The sequence below is a fragment of the Achromobacter sp. 46006 genome, assembly GCF_059761975.1.
In genome coordinates, this window is the sequence record NZ_JCBANN010000088.1 from 1 (window position 1) to 16,687 (window position 16,687).

The window sequence follows — 16,687 nt, forward strand, 5'->3', positions numbered from 1 at the left end:
CTAGTTTTTATAAGAGGGACGCCACCAGGGAGCCCGACCGGACTGGACTGAATGGAGGGCCGCCGTGTCAGTTCTTGGCCATCAGGCCCAGGTACTCGATCAGCCCCTTTTCCTTGACGTAGGTGGCCTGGGCCCAGGCCCGGTAATCGGCGCTGTTGCGATAGGCCGGTTCCTGGTTCAACTGCTTCATGACTTCCATGCTGGCCGGGTCGAACAGGGCCTTCTTGAAGGCATCGTGCAGGGTCTTGACCACCGCCGGGTCCATGCCCTTGGGGCCGGCCAGGCCATAGGGCGAGGTCGACACGACCTTGTAGCCCAGTTCCTGCGCGGTCGGCACGTCGGGCCAGCGCGTGGTGCGCTTTTCGCCAAACGTCACCAGCAGCCGCATCTTGCCCGAATCCACGAATTGGTCCCAGCCCGTGGCGTCGCTCTGCGCCATGACATGGCCGCCCAGCAGCGCCTGCTGCATGTCGGCGTTGCCCTTGTAGGGCACGTGGTTGAGCTTGACCTTGGCGTTGATGGCGATTTCCTCGATCAGCAGGTGCGGCGACGAACCGACCCCGGTCGAGCCGTAGTCGATGGTGCCGGGGTTCTTGCGCGCCGCTTCGATGTACTCGTTGAAGGTCTTGTAGGGCGAATCGGCGCGCACCGTGAAGCCGAAGGTGTAGCCCGACAGGCCGATGATGAAGGAGAAGTCGTTGATCGGGTCCCACGAGGTCTTCTGCATATAGGGCATGCGCAGCATCGCCAGCGTGTACAGGGCGATGGTGTAGCCGTCGGGCTTGGCGGTGCGCGACATGGTGGCCGTGCCGAGCGTGCCGCCGGCGCCGGGACGGTTCTCGACGATGACGGGCTGGCCCAGGTACTTGGACGCATCCTGCGCCACGATGCGCAAGTGGCGGTCGGTCGAGCCGCCGGCCGGGAACGGCACGATCAGCGTGATGGGCTTGCTGGGAAAGGCGGTTTGCGCCAGGGCCGCGGGCGCCAGGGCGCCGCCGGCCAGCGTCAGCAGTAGCGCGCCCAGGCAGGCGCGGCGCAGGGGTTGATGGGTCATGGGGCTTGTCTCCGATGGTTTTTATGGGATGCCGGTCAGCCGCGCAGGGCGACCTTGACCGGCAGGCGGTGCAACGCCGCGCGCAACTGCTCCTTCAGCGGCGCGGGCAGGGTGGCGTCGAGTTCTACGGCGACGTCCGGCTGCGCGTCGGCCTGCACGCGCAGCAAAGGGCTGTCCGGCGGCAGGCCGGCTTGTTCGAGCAACGGCGCCGCCAGCGTCCGCACCGCGACGGCGGTGGCCAGGCGGCGCAGGTCGGGCTTGTAGATCTTGCCGACATTGGTCATCGGCATGGCCTCGAGCACGATCACGCGCTTGGGCCGCGCGGGCGTCTCGTCGACATGGGCGGCGGCGTAGGCGACCAGTTCGGCCTCGCTGACCTCGGCATCCTCGGCCAGGGTGACGAAGGCGACCGGCAGTTCGCCCGCGTAGGGATCGGGCGCCCCGACAGCGGCGCAGATGCGCACCGCGGGGTGCGAGGCCAGCGCATCCTCGATGGTCTTGGGATCGATATTGTGGCCGCCGCGGATGATCAGGTCCTTGGCGCGGCCCTGCAGGTGCAGGCGGCCTTCGGTGTCCAGGAAACCGACGTCGCCGCTGATCAGCCAGCCATCCTCGGTGAAGGCGCGGGCCGTGTCCTCGGGGTCGAGAAAGCCCGGGATCACGTTGGGGGCCTTGAACAGCAGCATGCCGGCCTGCCCGGGCGGCAGGTCGCGCGCCGGCTGCCCGGCGGGCGCGTCCAGGCCGACCACGCGCACCTGCACGTAGGGCAGCGGGAAACCCACGCAGTTGACCGGAAAGTGCGAGCCGGGCGGCGTGATCGAGGTGATGCCCGCCATCTCCGTCATGCCCAGGCTTTCGTTCACGTGCAGGCCGAACAGGCGCTCGAAGCGCGCCGCCAGCTCCGCCGGCAAGGGCGCGGCGCCGGTGCGGCAGTAGCGCAGCGTCGAGATGTCGGCGCCGTCCAACGGAATCTCGGCCAGCGCCGCCAGGATGGTTGGCACGCCTTGCAGCGAGGTGGCGCGGTGGCGCTCCACCAGCCGCCAGTAATTGCGCAGCACCTCGCGGTTGCGCAGCAGCAGCGTGGTCGGGATCACCGTCTGCACGCCGGCCGACAGCGCCGCCAGCGAGGCCGGCAGCACGCCCGCCACGTGGAACAGCGGATAGCCGTTGATGACCACGTCGCCCGGCCCCGCGCCCTGCAACTGCACGGCGGCCCAGGCCGTGAAGACCTGGTTGGCGTGGGTATGGATGGCCAGCTTGGGCGCGCCGGTGGTGCCGCCGGTATGGAAGTAGGCGGCCACGTCGTCGGCGCGGATCACGCGTTCGCTGACCAGCCGGTCCGAAGGCTGGTCAGCGCGGGAGGCGTTGAAATCGAGCGCGCAGTCCGGCAGCGCCGGGCGTTGCGACGGCGGCTCGTCGTGCGGCGCCACGCGCAGCAGCGTGCGCAGCGTCGGCACCCGCTCGCGCAGGCGCAGCGCCTTGGACCAGGACTCGCATTCGGTGTCCGAGCCGTAGGCGATCAGCACCTTGGCGCCGGCGGTGGCCAGCAGCGAGGCCAGCTTGTCCTCGGTCAGCAGCGGGTTGAGCGGCTGCACGATGCCGGCGGCCTCGCCGCCCCACAGCGCCAGGTGGTATTCAAGGCAGCCGGGCAGCAGCACGCCGACCGCGTCGGCCGGGCCGACGCCCAGGCCATGCAGCAGGTTGGCGGTCTGGTGGATGCCGGCCAGCAGGTCGTCGTAGCTCCAGTTGATCGCCGGTTCGTCGGGGTCGGCGCTGCGCAGGAAGGTCAGCGCCGTGCGTTCGCCGAAGGCGGCGGCCGAGTTGCGGAAGATCTCGTAGGTGCTTTGCACCGTCAGCGTCTCGGCCAGCGGCCGGGCCGCCAGGCGCCGCACGTCGTCGATGGAACGCACCGGGAACGGCGCCGCAAAGGGCCGGGCCACGGGCGGGGCGGTGTAGGCCTGCTTCATGGTGCCGTCCTCGCCGCTCACGCCCGCCCCAGCGCGATGTAGCGCCGCAGGTGGTGGTCCTCGTCGCCCAACTGGTGGTCGATCATGACCAGCCGCTTGGCGTAGTGCGCCAGCGGCAGTTCCCAGGTCATGCCGATGCCGCCGTGCAACTGGATGCTTTCTTCGGCCACCAGCGTGCCGATGCGGCCGATGGTGTACTTGGCGGCCGACAGCGCGCGTTCGCGCGTGGCGCGGTCGGGGTGGTCGAGCGCGGCGGCGGCGTTGATGACCGCCGAGCGCGCCTGCTCGATCTCCAGCAGCACGTCGGCCATGCGGTGCTGCAGCGCCTGGAAGCTGCCGATCGGCACGCCGAACTGGCGCCGGGTGCGCAGGTATTCCAGCGTGGCGTCGCGGGCGCAGTCCATTGCGCCCACGGCCTCGGCGCACAGCGCCAGGATGCCGCGGCCGGTGGCGTGTTCCAGCAGCGCATGGCCGGCGCCGGCCTCGCCCAGCAGGCTGTCGGCGCCCAGCGCCACGTTCTCGAACGTGAGTTCCGCGGCGCGGCCGCCGTCGATCAGGTCGTAGCCGCGCGCCGTCACGCCCGGGGTGCCGGCGCTGACCAGGAACAGGCTGATGCCGGATTCGTCGTCCTCGGCGCCACTGGTGCGCGCCGACACCAGGAACAGGTCGGCATGCTCGCCGCCCGTCACCACGGCCTTGGCGCCATTCAGCGCCCAGCCGTCGCCGCTGCGCTCGGCGCGGGTGCGCACGTCGTTCAGGGCATAGCCGGAGGTGGGCTCGGCCGCGGCCAGCGCGGCGGTGATGCCGCCCGCGATCAGGCCGTCCAGCGCCTCGCGCTGCGCGGGGCTGCCGGCGCGCGCGATGGCGCTGCCGACCATCAGCGCGTCCAGGAAGGGTTCCAGCACCAGGCCGCGGCCCAGCGCCTCGAACACCACGCTGATGTCAAAGCCCGCGCCGCCCAGGCCGCCGTGCTCCTCGGCGAACAGCGCGCCGATGGCGCCCAGTTCGGCATAACGGCGCCAGAACTCGGGGTTGTAGCCCTGCGCCATCCTGGCGTGGCGCTCGCGCGTGGCGAAGTCGTATTGTTCGGCGACAAAGCGGCGCAGCATGTCGGAAAGCATGCGCCGGTCTTCGGTGTGTTCAAAGTTCATGGCCGGCCTTTACAGTCCCAGGATCATCTTGGAGATGATGTTCTTCTGGATTTCGTTGGAGCCGCCGAAGATCGACAGCTTGCGGTTGTTGAAGTACTGCGCCGCGGCGCTGTCGGCGCCTTCCGGGCCGATGGGCGCGGCGTTGTAGCCGTCGTGCAGGGCCTCGGCCACGAACGGGCGGGCGTAGGGCCCCATGGCGCGGCGGTTCAGCGCGGTGATCTCCTGGCGGATCTGGGTGCCGCGGATCTTCAGCATCGAGCTTTCGGCGCCGGGCGCGCCGCCGCCGGCCACCGCCGCCACCACGCGCAGGTTGGTGGTGCGCATGTTGGCCAGTTCGATCTCCACCCGCGCCAGGCGCGCGGCGAAGTCGGGATCCTCGGCCAGCGGGCGGCCGTTCTTCTTCTGGCTGGCGGCCACCGCCTTCAGGCGTTCCAGCGCCGCGGTCGACTGGCCGACGCCGGCGATGTTGGTGCGCTCATAGGTCAGCAGGTACTTGGCGCAGGTCCAGCCGCGGTTTTCCTCGCCCACCAGGTTCTCGACCGGCACCCGCACGTCCGAGAAGAACACCTCGTTGACTTCATGCTCGCCGTCCAGCGTGATGATGGGGCGCACCTGCACGCCCGGGCTGGCCATGTCGATCAGCAGGAAGCTGATGCCTTCCTGGCGCCGGCCCTCGCTGGAGGTGCGCACCAGGCAGAAGATCATGTTGGCGTACTGGCCCAGCGTGGTCCAGGTCTTCTGGCCGTTGACGACGTAGTGGTCGCCGTCGCGCACCGCGGTGGTCTTGACCGAGGCCAGGTCCGAGCCGGCGCCGGGTTCGGAATAGCCCTGGCACCACCAGTCCGAGCCGTCCAGGATGCGCGGCAGCCAGTGGCGCTTCTGCGCCTCGTTGCCGTACTTGATCAGCACCGGCCCCAGCATGCTCAGGCCGAAGGGCACGATGCGCGGCGCGCCTGCCAGCGCGCACTCGTTGTCGAAGATGAACTTCTGCGTGGCGCTCCAGCCGGTGCCGCCGTATTCCACCGGCCAGTGGCTGGCCAGCCAGCCCTGACGGTTGAGGATGGCGTGCCACTCGACCATGTCGGCGCGCGCCAGCAGCTTACCCTGCGTGACCTTGGCCGACAGCCGCGCCGGCAGGTTGGCGGCCAGGAAGGCGCGGACCTCGTCGCGGAAGGCGTTTTCTTCGGGGGTGAATTCCAGATCCATCGGGCGATTCCTCAGTAGATTTCGAACAGGCCGGCCGCGCCCATGCCGCCGCCCACGCACATGGTGACGACGGCGTAGCGCGCGCCGCGACGGCGGCCTTCCAGCAGCACGTGGCCGGCCAGGCGGGCGCCGGTGACGCCGAACGGGTGGCCCAGCGCGATCGAGCCGCCGTTCACGTTCAACCGCTCCATCGGGATGCCCAGGCGTTCCTGGCAGTACAGCGCCTGCGAGGCGAAGGCTTCGTTCAGTTCCCACAGATCGATGTCGTCGACCTTCAGGCCGTGGCGCGCCAGCAGCTTGGGCACGGCGTAGACCGGGCCGATGCCCATTTCGTCGGGCTCGCAGCCGGCGATCGCCAGGCCGCGGAATGCGCCCAGCGGGCGGATGCCGGCGCGTTGCGCCTCGGCCGCTTCCATCAGCACGCAGGCGGCGGCGCCATCCGACAACTGCGAGGCATTGCCGGCGGTCACGAACTGGTCCGGGCCGCGCACCGGGGCCAGCTTGGCCAGCGCCTCGTAGGTGGTGCCGGGGCGGTTGCAGGTGTCGTGGTCCACCGTGACCTCGCGTTCCGTCACGGCGCCGGTGGCGCGGTCGGTAACGGCCATGGTGGTGGTGACGGCGATGATCTCTTCGCGGTAGCGGCCGGCGGCCTGGGCGGCTTCGGTGCGCGCCTGGCTCTGCGCGGCGAAGCGGTCCTGCGCCTCGCGGCTGATGCCGTAGCGCGCGGCGACGATGTCGGCGGTTTCGATCATGGGCAGGTACAGCTCGGGCTTGTTGGCCACGATCCACGGGTCCATGCCGCTGACGCCGTCGTCGCGGGTGCGGATCTGCGACACCAACTCGACGCCGCCGGCGAGCATGGCGGGCGCGCCGTCCATGACGATGCGCGCCGCGGCCGAGGCGATGGCCTGCAGGCCCGAGGCGCAATAGCGGTTGACGGTGGCGCCGCCGACGCTGACCGGCAGGCCGGCGCGGATCACCGCCTGGCGTCCGATGTTGCGGCCTGTGGCGCCCTCGGGGTAGCCGCAGCCGATGAAGGCGTCCTCGATCAGGGCGGGATCGATGCCGCTGCGCTCGACCGCGGCGCGCACTGCGTGGGCGGCCAGGGTCGGCCCGGCGATCAGGTTGAATTCGCCGCGCTGCGCCTTGGTGATGGGCGTGCGGGCGGTGGAGACGATGACGGCTTCGCGCATGTCGGTTTCCGTTGGGTGAATGGGGTCAGGCGGCCTGGTTCAGGCTGGCGAAATCGCGGCCGGATTCGGCCAGTTCCACCAGCAGTGGCGACGGCTTCCAGAACGCGGGGTCTTCCTTGGCAAAGGCGCGGATGTCGGCCAGCACGTTGGCCAACCCGACGCGGTCGGCGTAGTGCATCGGCCCGCCGCGATAACGCGGAAAGCCATAGCCCGACAGGAACACCATGTCGATGTCCGAGGGCCGCAGCGCGATGCCCTGGTGCAGCACGTTGGCGGCCTCGTTGATCATGGCCGCCAGGTAGCGGCGCTGGATGTCCTCGGCGCTGAACGGGCGCGGCGTCACGCCCGCGCGCTGGCGCTCGGCGTCGATGATTGCCAGCACTTCCGGATCGGGCGTGCCCTGGCGGGCGCCATCCGGATACAGGTAGAAGCCGCGGCCGGTCTTCTGGCCGAACCAGCCGCGCTCGCACAGGCGGTCGGGAATCTGCACGTAGCGCAGCGCCGGGTCGCGGGTGGCGGCGCGGCGCTTGCGCGTGGCCCAGCCGATGTCGCCGCCGGCCAGGTCCACCATCTGGTACGGACCCATGGGATAGCCAAAGTCGCGCACCGCCGCGTCGATCTCGTAGGGCGAGGCGCCGTCCTCCATCATCATGTCGGCCGCCTGGCGGTGCACCGCCAGGATGCGGTTGCCGATGAAGCCGTCGCAGACGCCGGCGCGCACCGGGATCTTGCGCAGGCGGCGCGCCAGCTCGAAGCCGGTGGCGACGGTGTCGGCGGCGGTCTGGCGGCCCACCACCACCTCCAGCAGCTTCATGATGTTGGCGGGCGAGAAGAAGTGCAGGCCCAGCACATCGGCGGGGCCGCGCGTGGCCTGGGCGATGCGGTCCACGTCCAGGTAAGAGGTATTGGTGGCCAGCACCGCGCCCGGCTTGGCGACGCGGTCAAGCTGCGCGAACACCGCCCGCTTGACGTCCATGTCCTCGAACACGGCCTCGATGATCAGGTCGGCCTCGCCCAGCGCGGCATAGTCGGTGGCGCCGGTGAAGCGCGCCAGGTGCGCGGCGCGTTCGTCGGCCGTCATGCGGCCCTTGCCGACCAGCAGGTCGTAGACGTGTTCGACCCGCTGGCGGCCGCGCGCCAGCGCGGCCTCGTCCTGTTCCACCATGACCACCGGCAGGCCCGCGTCCAGCACCGCCACGGCGATGCCCGCGCCCATGGTGCCGCCCCCGATCACGCCGACGCTGTCGAGCCGGCGCGGCTTGGCCTGCTTCAATTCAGGGATCTTGGCGGTCTCGCGTTCGGCGAAAAAGGCGTGGATCAGGCCGGCGCGCTGCGGGCTGTCCAGGCATTGCAGGAACAGCGAACGCTCGGTGCGCAGGCCTTCGTCGAACGGCAGTTCGACGGCGGCGCGCACCGCGTCCAGGATTTTTGCGGGCGAAAACAGGCCGCGCGTGCTGGCGGCGATACGCTGGCCGGCGGCGTCGATCGCGGCCAGCGAGGCGGCCTTGTCGGCCAACGCCTGGCCGTCGCGGCTGCGGCGCGGCGCGGCGTTTTGCGCCAGCAGGCGGCGGGCGTAGTCCAGGCCGGCGGCCAGCGGGTCGGCGCCGCTGGCCAGTTCATCGGCCAGCCCGGCCGCGACGGCGGCCTGCGCCGTCATCGGCTTGCCCGACAGCATCAGGTCCAGGGCCGCGGCCGCGCCGATCAGGCGTGGCGTGCGCTGGGTGCCGCCGGCGCCGGGCAGCAGCCCCAGCGTCACTTCGGGCAGGCCCAGCTTGGCGCCGGGTAACGCCACGCGGTAATGCGCCGCCAGCGCCACTTCCAGGCCGCCGCCGAGCGCGGCGCCGTGCAGCGCGGCCACCACCGGCTTGGCGCAGGCTTCGATCTGGTTGCAGACGTCGGGCAGGGCGGGCGGACGCGGCGGCTTGCCGAATTCGCGGATGTCGGCGCCGGCGATGAAGTTGTTGCCGGCGCCGGTGAGCAGCACGGCCCGCACCTGCGGGTCGCTGCCGGCCTGCTCGATGGCGCGCGCCAGGCCCGCGCGCACATCGGCGCTCAGGGCATTGACGGCGGGATGATCGATCGTGACGACGAGAACGTCGCCGTCGCGGCGCGTGTGCACGGCGCCGGCGGGTGCGCTGGCTGTCATGGGACAGTGTCTCCGGTAGGGTCGCCGCCCGCGCCGGCCAGACCGGCACGGCGGCATCGCAGAGCGGGGCTCTGGCAAGGCCGGCGCGTCCCGGGGGCGGACGCGGCGCAATTGCGGCGCCTGGCGGGCCAGGAACGGCCCGTCTTGTATCCGTCTATTCTTTCCCAGCAAAGAAGTCTTGACAATGACATCAAGAATTGACATTGACGATAAAAAAAATTGACAATCGTCTGCGAGGCGCCGCGTTGCAATGAAGGAATTGCCGGCCGCCTCGGGAGATTCGGCATGGACACGAAAGCGCTGACACTGCTGGTGGAAATCCTGGACGCCGGCAACCTGAGCGAAGCCGCGCGCCGCCTGAAGATGACACGGGCCAACGTCAGCTATCACCTGACCCAGTTGGAACGCGCCGTCGGCATGCAGCTATTGCGGCGCACGACGCGCCACGTCGAGCCCACCGAGATCGGCCTGAAGCTGTACCAGCATGGTCGCAGCATCCAGGATGAACTGGCGGCCGCGCGCGAAGCGGTCGAATCCCTGGGCAAGACGCCGCAGGGCAAGGTGCGGCTGAGCGTGCCCAGCGGCTACGGCCAGTTCGTGATGACGCCGTGGCTGCTGGAATTCAAGCGCGCCTACCCCGACATCGTGCTGGACGTGCTGTTCGAGAACAGCGTCGACGACCTGCTGCGCGACGAGGTCGACATCGCCGTGCGCATCATGTCCGAGCCGCCGCACAACCTGGTGGCGCGGGAACTGGGCCAGGTGCGTTACGTGGCCTGTGCCTCGCCCGCCTTCGTGCGCGAGCGGGGCCTGCCGGACAAGCCGGCCGACCTGGCGCGCCTGCCGGTCATCAGCGCCGCCGTCATCGGCCGGCCGTTGCGGCTGTCGGCGTATTACGGCGGGCAGCCGCGCCAGCACGTGGTGCTGGAGCCCACCATCATCTCGCGCAACTACGCCTTCCTGCGCGACGCCATGCTGGCCGGTCTGGGCATCGGCGTGGTGCCGGACTACGTGGTGCACGACGACATCGCGCGCGGCGACCTGGTCGCCGCCTTGCCGCAATGGCGGCTCAGCATCTTCGGCCGCGCCATGTACATGCTGTACATGCCCAACCGCCACCATCCGCGCGCCATCGCCATGATGATCGAGTTCATCCAGCAGCGCGCCCAGGCCGCGCATGAAGGGCGGCCCGGGCTGCTGGGCGCGGCATAGGGCTGGCCGGGCCGGGTGTACGGCGCATCGCCATGCCAACGTGGTGTTGCTGACTGGCGCCGGGCCGGGGCAGGCAATCGACGAAACCGCCTCAACGCAGCATCGGCAGGCTGCCTGTCAGCGCGTTGACCCAGCGCCGGGGGCCGGCCAGGCCCACGCCGAGCAGCGGCTGGTCGCGATGCGAGGTCCGGCGATGCCGGGCCCAGTATTCGGCGGCCTCGTGGATCTGGCGCGCATAGGCCGGAAACAGCGTCATGCCGGCGTTATCCGGCATGGGCAGGGACAGCCGCTCGCGCAGTTGCGCCATACGGGGCTCGTCGGCCGTCAGCACGATAATGGGCAGGTGCGAAATGGCCGCCGACGCCATGCCGTCGGCGTCGCGCAAGGGCTGGCCCGCCCAGGCGGCCCCTGGTGCCGCCAGGCCGGCGGCCAGGCAGGCCGTGGCGTTGGCGGCCTGGCCCAGGTCCAGGCCCGCCGCCAGCACGATCACGACTTTCTCCGGCAGGGCGGGGGCGAGGGGGACGGGCTGGGCTGACATGGCGGGCTCCTGGGCAAAAAAACGCCATGGTCCGCCGTTGCGCCGGCCCTGTCTTGAACGCCTGTGAACGGACCTGGCGCGGCGGCGCTAGCCGTGCCGAACCAGGGCGCTGGCGCCGGCGTACACCGCCGCCGCGCCCAGCTCGCGCTCGATGCGCAGCAGGCGGTTGTACTTGGCGGTGCGGTCGGCGCGTGACAGCGAGCCGGTCTTGATCATGCCGCAATTGGCCGCCACCGCCAGGTCGGCGATGCTGGTGTCCTCGGTTTCGCCGGAACGGTGCGACATGACCACGCCATAGCCGGCGCGGCGCGCCAGCGCCAGCACCCGCCAGGTTTCGCTGAGCGTGCCGATCTGGTTGATCTTGACCAGGATGGCGTTGCCGATGCCTTGTTCGATGCCGGCCTGGAACAGCCGCGGGTTGGTGCAGAATACGTCGTCGCCCACCAGTTGGCAGGCGCCGCCCAGCGTTGCGCCCAGTACCTTCCAGCCGACCGCGTCGTCTTCGGCCATGCCGTCCTCGATCGACACGATGGGGTAGTCGCGCACCAGGCCGGCCAGGTATTGCACCTGTTGTTCGGCCGTGCGCAGCAGGTTCTCGCCCTGATAGCGGTAGCCATCGGCGCCGTGGAATTCGCTGGCGGCCGGGTCAAGTGCCAGCGCGATATCGGCGCCCGGACGCAGGCCGGCGCTCGCGATCGCCGCCATGATGAAGTCCAGGGCCTCGGGCGCACAGCGCAGGGTTGGCGCGAAGCCGCCTTCGTCGCCGACGTTGACGCTGTGGCCGGCGGCCTTGAGGGCATGGCGCAGCGTGTGGAAGACCTCGGCGCCCATGCGCAGCGCATCGCGGAAACTGCCGGCGCCCACCGGAAGGATCATGAACTCCTGGAAGTCGAGCGGATTGTCGGCATGCGCGCCGCCATTGATGATGTTGATCATCGGCACCGGCAGGGTCTGGGCCTGCACTCCGCCCACATGGCGCCACAGCGGCAGGCCCTGGCTGGCGGCCGCCGCATGCGCCACCGCGAGCGATACGCCGAGCAGCGCGTTGGCGCCCAGACGGCTTTTGTCGGGCGTGCCGTCCATCTCGATCATGGCCCGGTCGATGCGGGCCTGCTGATCGGCCGGCAGGCCCAGCAGCGCTGTGCGCAGTTCGCCGTTGACCGCGGCGACGGCGCCGAGCACGCCCTTACCGAGGTAACGGGCATTGTCGCCGTCGCGCCGTTCCAGCGCTTCGCGCTTGCCGGTGGAGGCGCCCGATGGCACCAGGGCCAGGCCGCGGGCGCCATCGTCCAGGCGGACCTCGACTTCGACGGTGGGGTTGCCGCGGCTGTCCAGGGCTTCGTGGGCGGCAAGATGGGTAATGTGCATGAGGGGTTCCGATGGCAGGGGCGGGATCGTCAGGTAAATAAAACAAATGAAACCGCTGTCAGCCTGTGGCGCGATCACGCACCATGCTTGCAGGCCGCAAATAGATGCCGTCATGCTAAAAGCAGACCTATCATCGAACAATGCAGTTTTTCTGCCACTTCGTCAGTTTTCCTGACAAATTACCATGCGCCAATTGCCCCCTCTGTCCGCCGTCCGCGCCTTCGAGGCCATTGCCCGCAGCGGTTCGGTCACGCGCGCCGCCGAGGAACTGTGCCGCAGCCACGGCGCCGTCAGTCGTCATCTGCGCCTGCTGCAGGAACATGCTGGCGTGGCGCTGTTCGAGAAGGACGGCACCGGTTTGCGCCTGACCCGGGCCGGCGCCACCTTCTACGCCTCGGTGCGCGCGGCCTTCGACCAACTGGAAAACGCCTACGAGCGCCTGGCGCGCGAGTCGCAGGCGCCGGGGCTGCACGTGGCCTGCAGCGCCACCTTCGCCATGCGCTGGCTGGTGCCGCAACTGGCCGTGTTCTATCGTGAGCATCCCGAGATCCGCATCCGCCTGTCGATGACCTCGGCGCGCGAGATGCGCAACGAGGGGGCCGACCTGATCCTGGCCTGGGACCTGTCCGGCTATGCCGAAGCGGACCGGGGGCGGGCGCTGGCATTGGCGCCGGTGCGCTTCGGCGCGGTCTGCACGCCGGCCTATGCGCGCAGGAAACCGGCATCGCGCGTGCGCATTGCGCATGAGTACACGTCCAGCGCCTGGAATCAATGGGAGGCCATCACCGGCCAGCCGGCGGCGCTGGGCGACACGCTGGCCTTCCCGCACACCCATCTGTGCATCGAGGCGGCGCTGTCGGGCCTGGGCGTGGCCCTGGTCGAACGGCGGTTGATCGCGCGCGAACTGCAGGACGGCCTGCTGGTGGCGCCCCATGGCTTCGTGCCCTTCGAAGGCGGCCTGCGCGCGGTGCCGGCCGCCGGCCGCGCGCGCACTGCCCATGCCGACGCCTTCATCGCCTGGCTGCGCGGCGCCCTGGCCGAAGCCGGCGAATGAAGCCGCGACCGGACGGGCTTGGTATGCTGGACGGGCATTTCGCGCCGGAGACGCCATGACCGATACGCCGCCTTCCGCCAACCCTTCCGCGTCGGCATTTGCCACCCGCTCGGGGTTGGCCTCGCAGGCACGCCGCACGCAACTGCGGCGCATGAAGATCGCCGCGCTGGCCTTGCTGGTGGCGATGATCAGCGGTTTCATCACCAGCCACGTCATGGGCGGGCAGGGCCCTTGGGCCTGGGTGCGCGCATTCTGCGAAGCGGCCACGGTCGGCGCGCTGGCCGACTGGTTCGCGGTGGTGGCGCTGTTTCGCCGGCCGATGGGGCTGCCGATCCCGCACACCGCCATCATCCCCAGCAACAAGGACCGCATCGGCGACAACCTGGCAGTGTTCGTGCGCGACCACTTCCTCGACCCGGACACGCTGATGGAAAAGCTGCGCGGCTTCGACCCGGCCGCGCGCCTGTCGCGCTGGCTGGCGCGGCCGAAGCAGGCGCATGCGCTCAGCGACGGCGCGCGGCGGGTGGCGTTGCAGACGCTGGACCTGCTGGACGACCGCGCGGTGCGCGGGGTGATCCAGGAGTTCGTGGTGAAGAACCTGCGGCGCTGGGATGCGGCCGGCACCGCCGGCGAGGTGCTGGGCCTGCTGACCCGCGACGGCCGCCACCAGGAACTGCTGGACGCCGCCATGGAGCGCCTGGGCGGCTACCTGGGCGACGAGGACGTCAAGGAGCGCGCCTCGGCGCTGCTGGTCAAGTTCGCGCGCAAGGAATGGCCGCGCATCATCAAGGCGGTGGACGTGATCGCCTCGGTCGAGGGCATCGCCGACAACCTGGCCGACCGCCTGGCGCGCGCGCTGGTGCAGGAGCTGCGCGACGTACTGTCCGAGCCCGACCACCCGGTGCGGCGCGATTACGAGGCCTGGGTGCTGGACTACATCGCGCGCCTGCGCTCCGAGCCGGCGCTGGCCGCCCAGGTGGAAGCCATGAAGCAGCGCGCCATCGACCACCCCAAGGTGCAGGAATACGTGCAGGGCCTGTGGGACGACATCCATGCGGCATTGCGGCGCGACCTGAGCGACGAGCGGTCGGCGCTGGCCGCGCACCTGGAAAGCGCCTTGCTGGCGCTGGCGCGCAAACTGGGCGAGGAGCCGGACCTGCGCGAAGCCATCAATGGCCATGTGCTGGGCGCCGCGCGCCGGCTGACGGGACGGTTGCGCATCGGCGTCACCGAACACATCTCGCGCACCGTCAAGCTGTGGGACGAGCGCCACCTGGTCGACGAACTGGAACTGAGCGTGGGGCGCGACCTGCAGTACATCCGTTTCAACGGCACGCTGGTGGGCGGGCTGATCGGGGTGCTGCTGCACGCGGCGGTGCTGCTGGCGGGCAGCTAGCGGGCCTGGCGGCGCGGGGCCGGCCCGCCTGTGGGATTGGCGGACGCATCCGATGTATCAGGAATGAAGATTGCTGGCGAAGCGCCGTGGCGCGGTGCTATTGTTTTCGACAGTCCCGGGCCTGCCCGCGGGTTGCGGGACGACCGCCGCCCGACCGGGCAGCCCGTATCGCGCGCATCACTCCCAGGAGGCAAGTCCATGAAGAAATTCTCGATTCTCGTTGCAACGCTGGCGCTGGCCGGCGTCTCGGCCGCGGCCCAGGCCGAGCGCGTCACGATGTCGTTCCTGAACGACGACGGCTCGGTGGGCAAGAGCGCCGGCACCATCACGCTCGAACAGACCAAGGCCGGCCTGAAGTTCACCCCGAAGCTGGCCGGCCTGCCGCCCGGCGAACACGGCTTCCACGTGCATGAAAAGGGGTCCTGCGCGTCGACCACGGTCGACGGCAAGGTGACGCCGGGCGGCGCCGCGGGCGGCCACCTGGACCCGCACAACACCAAGGCGCACAAGGGGCCCCTGGCCACCGATGGCCATCTGGGCGATCTGCCGTTCATCACGGTGGCCGCCGACGGCTCTGCCAAGACCGCGGTGGTGGCGCCGCGCCTGAAACTGGCCGACGTGAAGCAGCGCGCGCTGATGATCCACGTGGGCGCCGACAACTACAGCGATAGCCCCAAGCCGCTGGGCGGCGGAGGCGGGCGCATGATCTGCGGCGTGATCAAGTAGGGCGGCCCACGGCGGCAGACGCGGCGGGCCAGGCCGGCCGCGCTGCGCTACACCGTGCCGTTGCGGCCGTGCGCGCGGTAGCCCGGCCGCTCGGCCAGCCTGTCGTAATACGCCGTCACGGCCGGCAGGTCGGGCCGCAGGGCATTGTCCAGCGGCGTCAGGAACCATCGGTTCACCGACAGGCCGACGGCGATATCGGCCAGCGTGAAGACCTCGCCGGCCACGTAGGCGCCGGTCGCTTGCAGGCGCCGTTCCAGTATGCCCATGAAATGGCCCCAGTCGCGGCAGGAGGCGGCGATGGCGGCCGCGTCCTGGTGCGCGGGTGATTGCCGCGCCAGCGCCATGAAGGCATAGCCCCAGGAGCGGTTCAGGTCGCTCGCCTGCCAATCCAGCCACTGGTCGACGCCGGCGCGGCGGCGGGCTTCGGCCGGATAAAACGCCGGGTGGCGCGCGCCGCCGTACTGGTTGGCCAGGTAGCGGATGATGCTGTTCGACTCCCACAGCGCGAAGTCGCCGTCGCGCAATACCGGCACCATGGCGTTCGGGTTGAGCGCCACGAAAGCCGGTTCGGCGGTCGGGCGAAAGCCGGCCCCCCAGTCCTCGCGCGCGAACGGCAGATCCAGTTCGACACAGGTCCACAGCACTTTGCGGACGTTGATGGAAGAGGCTTTTCCCAGGATGTTCAGCATGACGCGAGCGGCGGAAGGGAGCATGGCGGAAGCCGCCCTGGGCCTTTCGGGGCCCAGCGACAGCGGCAAGCCAGTCTAGTGGCCGTTGCCGGCCCGCGCCAGATACAGATGGGCGCTTGCGCGGCCACAACAGATCGTGCCGCGAGGACGGCGGCTTCTCGTCCCGCGCCTTGCGGTCCTTCGCCTTCGGTCGGGCGCCCGCCGCGCGCCGCGTCAGGCCGCCGGTTCAGCCGCCGCCGGTTGCGGCTGGCGCCGCAGCCGCGGCACCGGCGAACGCGCCAGCACCGCGAACTGCGCCGCGAAACCGGCGCTCGATACCCACAGACACGCTTCCAGCCCCAGCGTCGATGCCAGGGCCGCGCCGATCAGCGCGCCCACCGGCCGCGCGCCGAAGGTGGCGGTGACGATCACGGCGGATACCCGGCCCAACAGCGCGTTCGGCGTGACAGCCTGGCGCAGCGTGGTGGTGGCGATGGTCCACAGGATCGGTCCGGCGCCGAACAGGAAGAAGCCCATTGCGGCCCAGATGCCGGACGGCAGTGCCAGCGTCGACAGCAGGATCAGGCTGGCTGCCAGCGCGCACAGCGGGCCGGCCGCGATCAGGGCGCCGAACGGCAACCGGGCTGCCAGCCAGGGAGCCGCCAGCGCGCCGGCCAGCATGCCGGCGCCGTAGACGCCGAGCGTGGCGCCGACGCCGGCCGCATCCAATCGCAGCCGCTGCACCGCGTACACCACGTAGACCGCCTGCAGCACGAACCAGGCGGTATTGAAGAACACCGCCGTCACCAGCACGGGCCGCAGCAGCGGATGGCCGGTGACGAAGGCCGCGCCCTCGCGCAATTCCCGCCATAGATGGCGCGGCGCCGTGGCGCGCGGCGCGTCCGGCGGCAGGCCGGCGAGCAGGCCTGCCGCCAGCAGCGACAGCAGCGTCGCCAGGCCGTAGGCGCTGGCCGCGCCGATGCCGCCGACCAGCGCCCCGCCCAGCGC

The 16,687-nt window shown here is 70.5% G+C and carries 14 protein-coding genes; 4 read left to right on the forward strand and 10 right to left on the reverse strand.

Annotated features, from left to right (window positions below; translation table 11 throughout):
• Window positions 1-67 precede the first annotated feature (67 nt).
• From AC6LKG_RS24940 to AC6LKG_RS24965, 6 genes are read right to left on the reverse strand one after another with little or no spacing between them, the layout of a single operon-like run.
• Entirely contained in the window at window positions 68-1,054 is a 987-nt protein-coding gene (locus AC6LKG_RS24940; RefSeq protein WP_498169366.1) for a tripartite tricarboxylate transporter substrate binding protein, read from the reverse strand.
• A 35-nt stretch (window positions 1,055-1,089) separates the two neighbouring features.
• Window positions 1,090-3,021: an acyl-CoA synthetase gene (locus AC6LKG_RS24945; RefSeq protein WP_498169368.1), complete on the reverse strand. Its 1,932-nt coding sequence runs from the start codon at window positions 3,019-3,021 to the stop codon at window positions 1,090-1,092.
• A 17-nt stretch (window positions 3,022-3,038) separates the two neighbouring features.
• A complete protein-coding gene (locus AC6LKG_RS24950) occupies window positions 3,039-4,172 on the reverse strand; it encodes an acyl-CoA dehydrogenase family protein (protein ID WP_498169370.1) in 1,134 nt (377 codons plus the stop codon).
• A 9-nt stretch (window positions 4,173-4,181) separates the two neighbouring features.
• Window positions 4,182-5,378: an acyl-CoA dehydrogenase family protein gene (locus AC6LKG_RS24955; protein WP_498169372.1), complete on the reverse strand. Its 1,197-nt coding sequence runs from the start codon at window positions 5,376-5,378 to the stop codon at window positions 4,182-4,184.
• Window positions 5,379-5,389: 11 nt separating this feature from the next.
• Window positions 5,390-6,571: an acetyl-CoA C-acyltransferase gene (locus AC6LKG_RS24960; RefSeq protein ID WP_498169374.1), complete on the reverse strand. Its 1,182-nt coding sequence runs from the start codon at window positions 6,569-6,571 to the stop codon at window positions 5,390-5,392.
• Window positions 6,572-6,596: 25 nt separating this feature from the next.
• A complete protein-coding gene (locus AC6LKG_RS24965) occupies window positions 6,597-8,717 on the reverse strand; it encodes a 3-hydroxyacyl-CoA dehydrogenase NAD-binding domain-containing protein (RefSeq protein WP_498169377.1) in 2,121 nt (706 codons plus the stop codon).
• Between the two features lie 285 nt (window positions 8,718-9,002).
• Here AC6LKG_RS24965 and AC6LKG_RS24970 point away from each other — a divergent pair, with 285 nt between their 5' ends.
• Window positions 9,003-9,929, forward strand: coding sequence for a LysR family transcriptional regulator (locus tag AC6LKG_RS24970; protein WP_498169379.1), 927 nt, complete (start codon window positions 9,003-9,005; stop codon window positions 9,927-9,929).
• A gap of 91 nt (window positions 9,930-10,020) precedes the next feature.
• Here AC6LKG_RS24970 and AC6LKG_RS24975 read toward each other — a convergent pair whose 3' ends face one another.
• Together AC6LKG_RS24975 and eno are read right to left on the reverse strand one after the other, a co-directional pair.
• Window positions 10,021-10,467: a DUF2000 family protein gene (locus AC6LKG_RS24975; RefSeq protein ID WP_498169382.1), complete on the reverse strand. Its 447-nt coding sequence runs from the start codon at window positions 10,465-10,467 to the stop codon at window positions 10,021-10,023.
• An 87-nt stretch (window positions 10,468-10,554) separates the two neighbouring features.
• The gene (gene eno / locus AC6LKG_RS24980; protein ID WP_498169384.1) at window positions 10,555-11,835 is read right to left on the reverse strand and encodes a phosphopyruvate hydratase; all 1,281 of its coding nucleotides are present in this window, start codon (window positions 11,833-11,835) and stop codon (window positions 10,555-10,557) included.
• Window positions 11,836-12,019: 184 nt separating this feature from the next.
• Here eno and AC6LKG_RS24985 point away from each other — a divergent pair, with 184 nt between their 5' ends.
• The 3 genes from AC6LKG_RS24985 (at window position 12,020) to sodC (ending at window position 15,011) form a co-directional block, all read left to right on the forward strand.
• Complete coding sequence (locus AC6LKG_RS24985) at window positions 12,020-12,889, forward strand: LysR substrate-binding domain-containing protein (protein WP_498169386.1); 870 nt, start codon at window positions 12,020-12,022, stop codon at window positions 12,887-12,889.
• A 151-nt stretch (window positions 12,890-13,040) separates the two neighbouring features.
• Window positions 13,041-14,285, forward strand: a complete 1,245-nt coding sequence (locus AC6LKG_RS24990; RefSeq protein WP_498169395.1) for a DUF445 domain-containing protein — start codon at window positions 13,041-13,043, stop codon at window positions 14,283-14,285.
• A gap of 198 nt (window positions 14,286-14,483) precedes the next feature.
• Complete coding sequence (gene sodC, locus AC6LKG_RS24995; protein ID WP_498169389.1) at window positions 14,484-15,011, forward strand: superoxide dismutase [Cu-Zn] SodC; 528 nt, start codon at window positions 14,484-14,486, stop codon at window positions 15,009-15,011.
• 47 nt (window positions 15,012-15,058) lie between these two features.
• Here sodC and AC6LKG_RS25000 read toward each other — a convergent pair whose 3' ends face one another.
• Window positions 15,059-15,700, reverse strand: coding sequence for a glutathione S-transferase family protein (locus tag AC6LKG_RS25000; protein WP_498169397.1), 642 nt, complete (start codon window positions 15,698-15,700; stop codon window positions 15,059-15,061).
• A gap of 213 nt (window positions 15,701-15,913) precedes the next feature.
• The coding region (locus AC6LKG_RS25005) for an MFS transporter (RefSeq protein WP_498169392.1) at window positions 15,914-16,687 on the reverse strand (774 nt) is incomplete at its 5' end.

Excerpts from the sequence above, each read along its gene's own strand:
- AC6LKG_RS24940 (WP_498169366.1), bottom strand. The coding sequence starts at position 1,054 with ATGACCCATCAACCCCTGCGCCGCGCCTGCCTGGGCGCGCTACTGCTG.
- AC6LKG_RS24945 (WP_498169368.1), bottom strand. The coding sequence starts at position 3,021 with ATGAAGCAGGCCTACACCGCCCCGCCCGTGGCCCGGCCCTTTGCGGCG.
- AC6LKG_RS24950 (WP_498169370.1), bottom strand. The coding sequence starts at position 4,172 with ATGAACTTTGAACACACCGAAGACCGGCGCATGCTTTCCGACATGCTG.
- AC6LKG_RS24955 (WP_498169372.1), bottom strand. The coding sequence starts at position 5,378 with ATGGATCTGGAATTCACCCCCGAAGAAAACGCCTTCCGCGACGAGGTC.
- AC6LKG_RS24960 (WP_498169374.1), bottom strand. The coding sequence starts at position 6,571 with ATGCGCGAAGCCGTCATCGTCTCCACCGCCCGCACGCCCATCACCAAG.
- AC6LKG_RS24965 (WP_498169377.1), bottom strand. The coding sequence starts at position 8,717 with ATGACAGCCAGCGCACCCGCCGGCGCCGTGCACACGCGCCGCGACGGC.
- AC6LKG_RS24970 (WP_498169379.1), top strand. The coding sequence starts at position 9,003 with ATGGACACGAAAGCGCTGACACTGCTGGTGGAAATCCTGGACGCCGGC.
- AC6LKG_RS24975 (WP_498169382.1), bottom strand. The coding sequence starts at position 10,467 with ATGTCAGCCCAGCCCGTCCCCCTCGCCCCCGCCCTGCCGGAGAAAGTC.
- eno (WP_498169384.1), bottom strand. The coding sequence starts at position 11,835 with ATGCACATTACCCATCTTGCCGCCCACGAAGCCCTGGACAGCCGCGGC.
- AC6LKG_RS24985 (WP_498169386.1), top strand. The coding sequence starts at position 12,020 with ATGCGCCAATTGCCCCCTCTGTCCGCCGTCCGCGCCTTCGAGGCCATT.
- AC6LKG_RS24990 (WP_498169395.1), top strand. The coding sequence starts at position 13,041 with ATGAAGATCGCCGCGCTGGCCTTGCTGGTGGCGATGATCAGCGGTTTC.
- sodC (WP_498169389.1), top strand. The coding sequence starts at position 14,484 with ATGAAGAAATTCTCGATTCTCGTTGCAACGCTGGCGCTGGCCGGCGTC.
- AC6LKG_RS25000 (WP_498169397.1), bottom strand. The coding sequence starts at position 15,700 with ATGCTGAACATCCTGGGAAAAGCCTCTTCCATCAACGTCCGCAAAGTG.